At 74.6% G+C, this 11,893-nt stretch carries 10 protein-coding genes; 5 read left to right on the top strand and 5 right to left on the bottom strand.

The annotated features are described in order from the left end of the window. Positions 1–7: 7 nt before the first annotated feature. The 5 genes from ACWFQ8_RS11720 to ACWFQ8_RS11700 all read left to right on the top strand — a co-directional run bounded on the left by ACWFQ8_RS11720 (position 8) and on the right by ACWFQ8_RS11700 (position 5,922). Positions 8–1,153 (top strand): ADP-ribosylglycohydrolase family protein, encoded by a 1,146-nt coding sequence (locus ACWFQ8_RS11720; RefSeq protein WP_453786007.1) that lies wholly within the window; start codon positions 8–10, stop codon positions 1,151–1,153. A 287-nt stretch (positions 1,154–1,440) separates the two neighbouring features. Further along, on the top strand, positions 1,441–2,817 hold the full coding sequence (locus ACWFQ8_RS11715) for an ADP-ribosylglycohydrolase family protein (protein ID WP_453786055.1): 1,377 nt from the start codon (positions 1,441–1,443) through the stop codon (positions 2,815–2,817). Continuing rightward, positions 2,814–3,779 carry a ribokinase gene (rbsK, locus tag ACWFQ8_RS11710; RefSeq protein WP_453786006.1) on the top strand — a complete coding sequence of 322 codons (966 nt, stop codon included), beginning with the start codon at positions 2,814–2,816 and terminating at the stop codon, positions 3,777–3,779. Before ACWFQ8_RS11715 ends, rbsK begins: the two co-directional genes overlap by 4 nt. 155 nt (positions 3,780–3,934) lie before the next feature. Then, on the top strand, positions 3,935–5,110 hold the full coding sequence (locus ACWFQ8_RS11705; protein WP_453786054.1) for a CaiB/BaiF CoA transferase family protein: 1,176 nt from the start codon (positions 3,935–3,937) through the stop codon (positions 5,108–5,110). Further along, positions 5,107–5,922: an HpcH/HpaI aldolase/citrate lyase family protein gene (locus ACWFQ8_RS11700; protein WP_453786005.1), complete on the top strand. Its 816-nt coding sequence runs from the start codon at positions 5,107–5,109 to the stop codon at positions 5,920–5,922. Before ACWFQ8_RS11705 ends, ACWFQ8_RS11700 begins: the two co-directional genes overlap by 4 nt. On the opposite strand, the gene ACWFQ8_RS11695 is transcribed toward ACWFQ8_RS11700, so the two are convergent. From ACWFQ8_RS11695 to trpB, 5 genes are all read right to left on the bottom strand, one after another. After that, positions 5,912–7,270 (bottom strand): glycosyl hydrolase family 28-related protein, encoded by a 1,359-nt coding sequence (locus tag ACWFQ8_RS11695; RefSeq protein ID WP_453786004.1) that lies wholly within the window; start codon positions 7,268–7,270, stop codon positions 5,912–5,914. The two genes, ACWFQ8_RS11700 and ACWFQ8_RS11695, sit on opposite strands and share 11 nt — an antisense overlap. A gap of 147 nt (positions 7,271–7,417) precedes the next feature. Further along, positions 7,418–8,461 carry a prolipoprotein diacylglyceryl transferase gene (gene lgt, locus ACWFQ8_RS11690; RefSeq protein ID WP_453786003.1) on the bottom strand — a complete coding sequence of 348 codons (1,044 nt, stop codon included), beginning with the start codon at positions 8,459–8,461 and terminating at the stop codon, positions 7,418–7,420. Positions 8,462–8,548: 87 nt separating this feature from the next. Beyond that, positions 8,549–9,505 carry a DsbA family protein gene (locus tag ACWFQ8_RS11685; protein ID WP_453786002.1) on the bottom strand — a complete coding sequence of 319 codons (957 nt, stop codon included), beginning with the start codon at positions 9,503–9,505 and terminating at the stop codon, positions 8,549–8,551. Positions 9,506–9,599: 94 nt separating this feature from the next. Then, positions 9,600–10,451, bottom strand: a complete 852-nt coding sequence (trpA, locus tag ACWFQ8_RS11680; protein ID WP_453786001.1) for a tryptophan synthase subunit alpha — start codon at positions 10,449–10,451, stop codon at positions 9,600–9,602. Beyond that, positions 10,448–11,719 (bottom strand): tryptophan synthase subunit beta, encoded by a 1,272-nt coding sequence (gene trpB, locus ACWFQ8_RS11675; protein ID WP_453786000.1) that lies wholly within the window; start codon positions 11,717–11,719, stop codon positions 10,448–10,450. Before trpB ends, trpA begins: the two co-directional genes overlap by 4 nt. Positions 11,720–11,893 lie beyond the last annotated feature (174 nt).

Raw genomic sequence — 11,893 nt, 5'->3', positions numbered from 1 at the left:
TTCGGACATGACGCTCACGTTGGAGGACCGGGCGGCAGGCGCCCTCGTCGGAGCCGCCGTCGGCGACGCGCTCGGCGGCCCGGTGGAGGGCTGGACCCCGGACCAGATCGTGGAACGGCACGGCGGCCGCGTGCACGGCATCGTCGGCCCCTGGCACGGGGATTGGCGCACGGCCCGCCCCATCGCCCCGTACCACAAGGGCGACGGGCACGTCACGGACGACACCTTGATGACGCACGCGCTGGTTCGGGTCTACGAGGCCGTACGGGACCACCTGGACGCCTACGCGGTGGCCGAACACCTGGTCCCGGACCTGATGGGGGTACCGCGCTGGATCCCGGAGCTGGAGGCCGAGGCCCTGCCCCTGCAGCGGATCTTCCTCGCCGAGAAGTGGATCGTGACCCGGCTGCACTACGGGCACGTGGACCCGCGCGAGGCCGGCAGCGGCAACATCGTCAACTGCGGCGCGGCGATGTACATGGCGCCGGTCGGCATCGCCAACGCGGGCAACCCGGCGGGCGCGTACGCGGAGGCTCTGGACGTGGCGGGCGCGCACCAGTCCTCGTACGGACGCGAGGCGGCGGGCGTGTTCGCGGCGGCCGTGGCGGCCGCGTGCGTCCCGGGGGCCTCGGCCGTGTCGGTGGTGGACACGGCGCTCGCGCTGGCCAAGGACGGTACGCGCGCAGCGATCGCGGCGGTGACGGAAGCGGCCTCCGCGCACCGGGACTTCGAGTCGGCGCTGGTCCCGCTGCGGGCGGCGGTGACCCCCTACGACTCGGTCGGGCCGGACTACCGCGCGCCCTCGCTCGGCGCCCGGCGCCCGTCGCGCCTGCATTCCGTCGAGGAGCTCCCGATCGCGCTCGGCATGCTGCTGATCGCGGACGGGGGGTACGAGGCCTCGGTGCTCGGCGCGGTCAACTACGGCCGGGACTGCGACTCCATCGCCACGATGGCGGGGGCGATCGCCGGAGCCCTGGGCGGTGAGGCCGTGGTCCCCGCGGGGTGGGCCAAGCGGGTCGCGGAGGCCAGCCGGCTGGACCTGCACGCCCCGGCCCGGGCACTGGCCGCCGTGGCCCGGGAGATCTTCGCCCTCGACCGCTCCCGCCACCTGGCCCACCAGTCCGCCTTCGCCGCCCTCACCACCCCCCGGTGACCCCGCCGTCCCCCTCCGGGGCCGGTTCCCCCACCCAGCCCGGCACCCCGCCCCACCCGACACCCCCCACCGACGACCCCACCCGAGCCGGGGCCCGGCCCGGCTCCGGCCACCCCCGCCCGACATCCGCCGCCCGGCAGGCCCCGCACGCGGCGGACCCGACCGGCCGGCCGGCCCCGGACACCGAGGGCCCCGGCCCGGGCGGCGGGAGTGCGGCGGCGCGGCAGAGCGGGCGCGCGTCCGTACGCCTCACCTGGGCGCAACCGGAGGACCTCCTCGGGCACGAGCTGCGGCAGGCGGCCGAGGACGGGCGGGACGCGGAGGCCGTCCGGCGGACCTGGCTGGCGGCGGGCGGCCGTCCGGCCCCGGAACGGGCCGGGGCCTCCCCGTCCCCGGCCCCGCCGGAACTGCGCGACCTGGCCGGCCGACTGCTGGACGAGCTGGCCCGGCTCCCCTCCCCCGCCGCCGCCGACGAGCCCCTGACCTGGGCCGCCGTCCGAGCGACGTGGCCCGCCCACCGGCCGGCCGCCGCGCCCGGCCCAGGCCCGGACGGAGGCCACGGCTGCACGGGGGCGGACCCAGAGGCGCTGGCCGCGCGGTTCGAGGCCGCCTGGGTCGGGCGGGCCGTCGGGTGCCTGCTCGGCAAGCCCGTCGAGAAGCTCCCGCTCCACGCCATCCGCGCCCTGGCCCGCGCCGCGGGCAACTGGCCGCTGGACGACTGGTTCACCGCCGAGGGCGTCCCGCCGGAGCTGCTGGCCGCCCATCCCTGGAACCGCCGCTCCGCCCCCACCTCGCTCGCCGAGAACATCGACGGCATGCCCGAGGACGACGACCTCAACTACCCGCTCCTCGGCCTGCTCCTCCTCCAGCGGCACGGCAAGGGCTTCACCACGGCCGACGTCGCCCGGCTCTGGCTCGACGAGCTGCCCGCCGGACGGACCTTCACCGCCGAGCGCATCGCGTACCGCAACCTCCTCCTCGGGCTGGAGCCGCCCGCCACCGCCACCCACCGCAACCCGTTCCGGGAGTGGATCGGCGCCCTGATCCGCGCCGACGTACACGGCTGGACCAACCCCGGCGACCCGGCCGCCGCCGCGGCCCAGGCCTACCGGGACGCCGCCCTGACCCACACCGGCAACGGCGTCTACGCCGCGCTCTTCGTCGCCGCCGCCACCGCCGAGGCCGCCACCGGCCGCGCCGACGTGCACGCCGCCCTCCGGGCCGGGCTGGCCGTCGTACCGCCCCGCTCGCGCCTCGCGGAGGCCGTCCGGTTCGGTGTCCGCGCCGCCCTCGACGCCGCCGGTCGGGGAACGGGGTTCGACGGCGTCGTCGACGGGCTGCACGCCCGGTACGGGCACTACCACTGGGTGCATGCCGTGCCCAACACCGCCCTGATCGCCGCCGCCCTGACCCACGCCGACGGCGACTTCACCCACTCCGTCTGCCGCGCGGTGTCCGGCGGCTGGGACACCGATTCCAACGGCGCCACCGCCGGCGCCCTCGCCGGCCTCCTCGCCGGCTCGCCCGAGCGACTCCCGCACCGCTGGACCGCACCCCTCAAGAACCGTCTCGCCACCACCGTCCCCGGCTTCGACGGCATCGGCTTCGACGCCCTCGCCCGGCTCACCCTCGCTCTCACCGCACAGGAGGCAGCACGCTCATGACGGCCATCGCCGTGCTCGGCAGTACGAACATGGACCTCGTCGCCTACGTCCCCAAGGCCCCCCGCCTCGGGGAGACCGTCACCGGCCGCGAGTTCCGCACCGTCCCCGGCGGCAAGGGCGCCAACCAGGCCGTCGCGGCCGCCCGCTGCGGCGGCGAGGTGGTGATGATCGGGGCGGTGGGGGCCGACGAGTTCGGTGTCCGGCTGCGCTCCTCGCTCGCCGCCGCCGGGGTCGAGACCGCGGCCCTGCGCACCGTCGAGGGCCCCAGCGGCACCGCCCACATCACCGTGGACGACGAGGGCGGCAACAGCATCGTCGTCATCCCCGGCGCCAACGCGCGCGTCACCGGGCTGGAGGCGGGTGACGACAGCCGGATCGGCGCGGCCGACTCGCTGCTGCTCCAGCTCGAACTCCCGCCGGGGACCGTCCTGGCCGGCGCCCTCGCGGCCCGTGCGCACGGCGTCCGTACGGTGCTCACCCCGGCTCCCGTACAACCGCTGCCCGCCGGACTCCTCGCCGCCGTCGACCTGCTGGTCCCCAACGAGCACGAGGCGGCGGCGCTCACCGGGCTCACCGACCCGTACCTGGCCGCCGCCGCGCTGCTGGAGGACGTACCGGAGGTGGTCGTCACCCTGGGCGCCGCCGGGTCGCTGTACGCCGCCCGCGGCCGGGAACCACTGATCGTGCCCGCGCCCCGGGTCCGGGCGGTGGACACCACCGCGGCCGGGGACACCTTCGTCGGCGCCTTGGCGGTGGCCCTGGGCGAGGGCCGGCCGGTGCCGCAGGCGCTGCACTGGGCCTCGGCGGCCGCGGCGCTCTCCGTCCAGCGCCCCGGCGCCCAGGACTCGATGCCGACCCGCGCCGAGACCGACGCCTTTGCCCGCGCCCTCGCCGGACGTGATCCGGTACCGGAACGGCCGCCCGGGAACGCGTCCGAGGCGGCGCCCGGAGCCGCCTCGTGAGCCGCGCCACCGGTCGGGACGGCCACGGGGACGCCCGGGAGCCGGCCGGGGTCGCCGATCCGTACCCGGGGGACGAAACCGCCGCTGCCCCGGGGTACGGGGACGGCCGCGCCCCCGGGCACGGGGCCGCCGCGCGGGGCGACGGCGCCGGGCCCCTGCGGGGGTTGCGCGTCCTCGACCTCGCCACCCTCTTCGCCGGACCCCTCGCCGCCACCCTGCTCGGCGACTTCGGCGCCGAGGTGGTCAAGATCGAGCACCCCGGCCGACCCGACCCGTCCCGGGGCCACGGCCCCGCCAAGGACGGCGTCGGCCTGTGGTGGAAACTGCTCGGCCGGAACAAGCGGACGATGACCCTCGACCTGTCCGCCCCCGGCGGCCGGGACACCCTGCTGCGCCTGGCCGCCACCGCCGACGTGATCGTCGAGAACTTCCGGCCCGGCACCCTGGAGAGGTGGGGGCTGGGCTGGCCCGAGCTGTCCGCCGTCAACCCGCGCCTGGTGCTGGCCCGCGTGACCGCCTTCGGCCAGTACGGCCCGTACGCGCGCCGGCCGGGCTTCGGCACCCTCGCCGAGGCCATGAGCGGGTTCGCCGCGATCACCGGCGAGCCGGACGGCCCGCCGACGCTGCCTCCCTTCGGGCTGGCGGACTCGATCGCCGCGCTGACCACGGCGTACGCGGTGATGACCGCCCTCGCCGGGCGCGAGCACACCGGTCGCGGCCAGGTCGTGGACCTGGCGATCATCGAGCCGATCCTCACCGTGCTCGGCCCGCACCCGCTCTGGTACGACCAGCTCGGCTACGTCCAGCCCCGCACCGGCAACCGCTCGGGCAACAACGCCCCGCGCAACACCTACCGCAGCGCGGACGGCCGCTGGCTGGCGGTCTCCGCCTCCACCCAGTCCATCGCCGAGCGGGTGGTGCGCCTGGTGGGCCGGCCGGACCTGATCACCGAGCCCTGGTTCGCGACGGGTTCGGGCCGCGCCGGGCACGCGCACGTCCTGGACGAGGCCGTCGGGAGCTGGATCGCCCGGCACGAGGCCGAGGAGGTCGTCGCCGCCTTCGAGGACGCCGAGGCGGCCGTGGCGCGGGTCTACGACGTCCGGGACGTGATGGCGGACCCGCAGTACGCGGCCCTCGACACGGTCACCGAGGTCGAGGACCCGGAGCTCGGCCCGCTGCGGATGCAGAACGTCCTCTTCCGGCTCTCCGAGACGCCCGGCGCCATCCGCTGGGCCGGCCGCCCGCACGGCGCGGACACCGACGAGGTCCTGACCGAACTCGGCCTGACGGAGGCAGAGATCACCACGCTGCGAAAGGAGGGGGCACTGTGATCCTGACCTGGCTGTACGCACCGGGCGACCGTCCGGAGGTGGTGGCGAAGGCGCTCGGCTGCGGAGCGGACGCCGTCATCGTGGACCTGGAGGACGCGGTACCGGCCTCCCGCAAGGAGTACGCCCGCGCCGCCACCGCCGAGCTGCTGGGCTCGCGCCCCCCGGTCCCCGTCCACGTCCGCGTCAACGCCCTGGACTCGCCCTGGGGCGGCGCCGACCTGACCGCCCTCGCCGGACTGCACGGCCTCGCCGGGCTCCGGCTGCCCAAGATCAGCGCCCCGGAGCAGATCACGGCGGTCGCCGACCGCACCGGCGGGGTGGGCCTGTACGCCCTGCTGGAGTCCGCGCTGGGCGTGGAGCACGCCTACGACATCGCCCGCGCGCACCCCGCGCTGCGCGGGCTCTCCCTCGGCGAGGCCGATCTGCGGGCGGATCTGGCCGTGAGCGCGGAGGAGGGCCTGGACTGGTGCCGGGCCCGGGTCGTGGTGGCGGCCCGGGCGGCCGGGCTGACGGCCCCGGCGCAGTCGGTGTTCCCGGACATCCGGGACCTGGAGGCGCTGGCCGCCTCGTGCGTCCGCGGCCGCTCCCTCGGCTTCCTCGGGCGGGCGGCCATCCACCCGCGCCAGCTCCCTGTGATCGAGCGGGCCTACCTGCCCGGCCCCGAGGAGGTCGTCGCCGCCGAGCAGGTGCTCAGCGCCGCGCGGGCCACCCCGGGCGCCCTGGCGCTGCCCGACGGCCGGTTCGTGGATCCGGCCGTCGTGGCGGCGGCGCACCGCACCCTGGAGCTGTCACGGCGGGGGGCTACGCGTTGAGGGCGGACCAGAGCCACTTGCCGCCGACGCGTATGTAGAGCCGCTTGTTGGCGGAGTCCACGGCCATGGTGCCGTCGAGCGGCTGGCGCGTGAAGGAGGCGTCGGTGACGGGCCCGGAGACCAGCCGCAGCGGCGGGTTGGGGGCGTTCTTGACCGGGATCGTGCCGGTCGCCTGCGCCCCGAGGGTGCCGTAGCTGTTCTCCACCCGGAAGTCGCCGGTGGACGACTGCTCGTAGTAGATGTGCGTACCGGTGGGCGCGGTGCCGTAGAGGCCGACGACGTTGCGCAGCACGGCGGTGGATCCGGGGCCCGAGTACAGGGCCACGCCCGCGTTGACCGTGGCCTTGTCCCGGTTGGCGATGACCACGTTCTCCAGGGCGCTGGAGCTCGCCGCCCAGCTGATGATGTTCCGGGCGGTGGCCGGGGTGCCCTCGGCGAAGTCGCCCGCGTAGCAGTAGATGTTGGTCGCGTAGACGTGCTTGCAGCCCGCGTCGGTCTTCAGGTGGGGGCCGCCCCGCATCCGGGAGGTCTCGAACTTGCAGTCCGTGAGGTAGATCCCGTTGGGGTTGTTCAGGGTGACGGCGCCCTGGCCGATCCACAGCGCGCCGGTGCCGAAGGCCTCCAGCCGGCAGCCGATGAAGTGGATCTGGTTGATGTTGTCCTTGCTGTGGCCCCAGGCGCCCTCGGTGGCGGAGGAGGCGTTGCGCAGCCAGACGTTGGGCTGGGTGGTGCTGCCGGTGGTGCCGGTGCAGTCCTCGATGACGAGGTTGTAGAAGCGGGAGTCCCAGAACTCGACGGCGTCCACGCACATGTCGTTGTTGGAGGACATGAAGACGTCGCGGAAGTAGGAGTTGTTGTTGTAGTAGAGCTCCAGCAGCAGGCCGGTCTTGCGGTTGCCGTTGAAGCCGAGGTTCTCGATCGCGCAGTAGCGGCGGTGCGTGGCGCCGGTGGAGTACGCCGGTCCGCTGCCGGACATGCGCAGCAGGATGCCGTCGCCGCCCTTGATCAGGGTGGCGGCCTTGGCGCCGGCGCCGGCGAGCCGGATGCCGTCGGCCTTCACCTCCAGGGCCGGTCGGGCGGGGGTCGGCTTGACCAGGTACTTGCCGACGGGGAAGTAGACGGTGCCGCCGCCCGCCGCGGCCGCCGCGTCGAGGGCCGCCTGGACGGCGACGGTGTCGTCGGTGGAGCCGTCGCCGACCGCTCCGTGGGCCTTGACGTCGAACCGGTCCGGTGCGGCCGCGGGCGCGGCGGCCGCACTGCCGGCGGCGGACAGCGCGGTCGCGCCGGCCAGTCCGGCCACGGCTCCGGTCAGCAGTGCCCGGCGGGCGGTTCTCGGCTTGTCGGTCATGGTCTCCCCCTCGTGTCACGGTGGTCGGAGATGATCATGCCAGTCGGGTCCGACAGCGCGGGCGGGAGGCCGGGAAGGGCGGAGCCGGGGGCATGCGAAAGGGGGGCGCCGCGCGTGCGCGGCACCCCCCTGCGGACCGGTTCGCGGTCAGGGCTTGTCGGCCTCCGGGGCGTCGCCGTCGGCCGGCTCCCCCTTGCGCAGGTCGGCCTTGGTGTCCGTCGCCGTCTTCACGGCGCCTTCCGGGGCCGCGGCCGTCGCGGGCGCGGCGTCCTTCGGCTCCGCCGCGCGGGGGGCGGGCTCGGCCTCGGACCCGGCCGCGGTGTCAGCCTTCGCGTCGCCCTCCGTGGTGTCCGGGGCGTCCCCGCCCTTGGCACCGGGGCGCTCCGGTTCCACGACCTCCTCGCGGCCCGGCCGCAGCTTCGCCGACAGCACGAAGTACACGACGGCCAGGACGAAGACGACGATCGAGGTCCACACGTTCAGGCGCAGGCCCAGGATGTGGTGCGCCTCGTCGACGCGCATGTACTCGATCCAGCTGCGGCCGACGCAGTACGCGGCGACGTACAGGGCGAAGGCCCGCCCGTGGCCGAGCGTGAAGCGGCGGTCGGCCCAGATGACCAGCAGGGCGACGCCGACGCACCACAGCGACTCGTAGAGGAAGGTCGGGTGGTAGGTGCCCGCGTCCCGGTTCGGGCCCGCGGTGATCTCCACCGCCCACGGCAGGTCGGTGGCCCGGCCGTAGAGCTCCTGGTTGAACCAGTTGCCCCAGCGGCCGCAGGCCTGGGCCAGCGCGATCCCGGGGGCCAGGGCGTCCGCCCAGGCCGGCAGCGGGATGCCGCGCAGCCGGCAGCCGATCCAGGCACCCACCGCGCCGAGCGCGATGGCACCCCAGATGCCGAGGCCGCCCTCCCAGATCTTGAAGGCGTCGACCCAGTTGCGGCCCTCGCCGAAGTAGAGCTGGTAGTCGGTGATCACGTGGTACAGGCGACCACCGACCAGGCCGAAGGGCACCGCCCACACGGCGATGTCCGCGACCGTGCCCGGCTTTCCGCCGCGCGCGATCCAGCGCCGGTTGCCGAGCCAGACGGCGACGAAGACGCCGATGATGATGCAGAACGCGTAGCCGCGGAGCGGGATCGGTCCGAGATGGATCACGCCGGTCGACGGGCTTGGGATGTAAGCAAGGTCCATGGCAGACCTGACGCTACCCTGCCGGGCGGTGCGGACCGCAACCCGCCCGGCAAGCGAAATCAAATCAACACACGGCGCGGGCGCCGCTCACTCCCCGGCGGTCCCCGCGGCACCGGCCGAGGCGCCGCTCGCGGAACCGGTCCCGGAGCCCTTCGTGGACGAGGTCCTCGACGCGGCCGACGGCGTCGCCGAGGCCGATGACGACGCCGATGACGACGCCTTGGGCGTCCCCTTCGCGCTCCCGCCGCCGGAGCCCTTGGCCGCGGCTTCCACCCGCTCCTTCAGCTTCTGCGGGGTCAGCGGGTCGGCCTGGTCGGAGAAGATGTCCTTGCCGTCCAGCAGCACCGTCGGGGTGCCCCGGAACTTGCCGGCGCGGAACGCCTCCTGCGATTTGCCCACCCAGCTGTTGTGCGTGCCGTTCTCGACGCACGCCCGGAAGGCGGGGGTGTCCAGCCCGTCCACCGTGCCGGCCAGCTCCAGCAGCTTCGCGTTCTTGCCGTAGGCGTCGTCGACCTCCTCGGGCTGGTTCACGAAGAGCACGTCGTGGTACGGGGCGAACTTGCCCACGTCCTGCGCGCAGGCGGCCGCGTTCGCCGCCTTCAGCGAGCCGCTGCCGCCCATGTTCCCGTCGATGAGGGTGACCAGGTGGTAGTCGACCTTGAGGAGCCCCTTCTCCTCCAGCTCGTGGACCACGGCCCGGTAGTTGTCCTCGAAGGCCTTGCAGGCGGGGCAGCGGAAGTCCTCCCACACCGTCAGGGTGGACTTCGCCCCGGCCCGGCCCGTCCGGATGGCGAGCGCGTCCTGGCCCGTGGCCCCGGAGGGAGCGACCACCGGGCCCGCCTTGTCGGCCCCGTCCTTGCCGGTGTTGGCCGCGATCAGGCCGACCACGGCGGCCAGGCCGAGCACTCCGACCACCGCCGCCGACACGAGGAGGGTCCGCCGGCGCTTGTCCCGGGCCTTCTCCCGCTCGCGCTCCGCGAGGAGTCGCTCCCGGGCCGATCGTTTCGTCTCGTCGCGGTTCGCACCGTCGTTCTTCTCACTCACGTTCCGCCAAACGAAGCAGGGAGGCACTCGCGTGCCTCCCTGCCCCCACTTCCACCCGATCGGGCTACAGAACCCGCCGGGGAACCGCTCGGCGTCAGCTCCTGCGTACGCCTTCCGCAAGCTCGCCCGCAAGCCCCCGTACGGCGGCCAGCCCGGTCGGCAGGTCCGGCGCGTCCAGCAGCAGCTTCACGAAGGCCGATCCGACGATCACACCGTCGGCGAAGCCCGCCACTTCCTGGGCCTGGGCGGCGTTGGAGACGCCCAGGCCGACGCAGACCGGAAGCCCGCCGGCGGCGCCGGGCGTGGCCCGGGTGCGCCGCACCAGGTCCTGCGCCTGGGTGCCGACCGATGCGCGGGTGCCGGTGACCCCCATGAGGGAGGCGGCGTAGACGAAGCCGGAGCCGGCCTCCGTGATGGTGGCCAGCCGCTCGTCCTTGCTGCTGGGGGCCACGACGAAGACGGTCGCCAGGCCGTGCTCGTCCGCGTGCTCGCGCCACAGCGCGGACTCCTGCACCGGCAGGTCGGGCAGGATGCAGCCCGCGCCGCCGGCCGCCGCCAGTTCGGCGGTGAACCGCTCGACGCCGTAGCGGTCGATGGGGTTCCAGTACGTCATCACCAGCACCGGGGCGCCGGTCGCCGCATGGGCCTCCCGTACGGTCCGCATCACGTCGGCGATCTTCACACCGCCGCGCAGGGCGATGTCGTCGGCGGTCTGGATGACGGGGCCGTCCAGGACCGGGTCGCTGTGCGGCAGCCCGATCTCGACGATGTCGGCGCCGCCCTCGACGACGGCCTTGACGGCCTCGATGCCGCCGTCGACGGTCGGGAAGCCGGCCGGGAGGTAGGCGATCAGGGCGGCCCGGTCCTCGGACTTCGCCTTGGCGAGGGTCGCGGTCAGCAGTTCGATGTTGCCTTTGGCCGCTGCGGCGGGGTGGGTGGCGTTCACTTGTCGTCCCCCTCGGAGAACTCGTTCTCGGCGACTTCCCCGTCGGTGTCGTACAGGCCGAAGTAGCGGGCGGCCGTGTCCATGTCCTTGTCGCCGCGGCCGGACAGGTTGACCACGATCAGGCCGTCCTTGCCCAGCTCCTTGCCGAGGTCGAGCGCACCCGCGAGGGCGTGCGCCGACTCGATCGCCGGGATGATGCCCTCCGTGCGGGAGAGCAGGCGCAGGGCCTGCATCGCGGCGTCGTCGGTGACCGCGCGGTACTCGCCGCGGCCGGAGTCCTTGAGGTAGGAGTGCTCCGGGCCGATGCCCGGGTAGTCCAGTCCGGCCGAGATCGAGTAGGGCTCGGTGATCTGGCCCTCCTCGTCCTGGAGGACGTACGAACGGGAGCCGTGCAGGATGCCCGGCTCGCCCGCGGTCAGCGTGGCCGCGTGCTCGCCGGTCTCCACGCCGTGCCCGGCCGGCTCGAAGCCGACGAGGCGGACGCCGGCGTCCGGGATGAACGCGTGGAAGAGGCCGATGGCGTTGGAGCCGCCGCCCACGCAGGCCGCCACGGCGTCGGGCAGGCGCCCAACGCGCTCCAGGATCTGCCGGCGGGCCTCGACGCCGATGACCCGGTGGAAGTCGCGGACCATGGCCGGGAAGGGGTGCGGGCCGGCGACGGTACCGAAGAGGTAGTGGGTCCGGTCCACGTTGGCGACCCAGTCGCGGAACGCCTCGTTGATGGCGTCCTTCAAGGTCCGGGACCCGGACTTCACCGCGATGACCTCGGCGCCCAGCATGCGCATGCGGGCCACGTTCAGAGCCTGGCGCCGGGTGTCGATCTCGCCCATGTAGATGGTGCACTCAAGGCCGAAGAGGGCGCAGGCGGTGGCGGTGGCCACGCCGTGCTGGCCCGCGCCGGTCTCGGCGATGACGCGGGTCTTGCCCATGCGCTTGGTCAGGAGCGCCTGGCCCAGCACGTTGTTGATCTTGTGCGAGCCGGTGTGGTTGAGGTCCTCGCGCTTGAGGAAGATCCGCGCGTGGCCGGCGTGCTCGGCGAACCGGGGCACTTCGGTCAGGGCGCTGGGCCGGCCGGTGTAGTGGACCATCAGGTCGTTGAGCTCGGCGGCGAAGGCCGGGTCGCCCTTGGCCTTCTCGTACTCGACGGCGACCTCGTCCACGGCGGCGACGAGCGCCTCCGGGATGAACTTGCCTCCGAATGCGCCGAAGTAGCCCTCGGCGTCGGGGACGTGACCCTCCGGGTCCGGAACGAAGAACTCGCTGGACATGTCCAGTGCTCCTACGGGATGCGATGCGGCGGGATGGATTCACCGTATGGCGCCGCCCGCCCGGGACGCGCGCACCCCGCTGGGGATGCCGTGCGTACGGTGACGGGACGACCCGCGTCCGGAGCCGGCGGCTCGGGCGGCGGGCCGTACGGGAGCGGCGCGGCGTTCGCCGCG

Source organism: Streptomyces sp. NPDC055254, from assembly GCF_053606025.1.
Note: the sequence above shows the minus strand (reverse complement) of the source record. Positions and strands in the feature narration are given on the sequence as shown.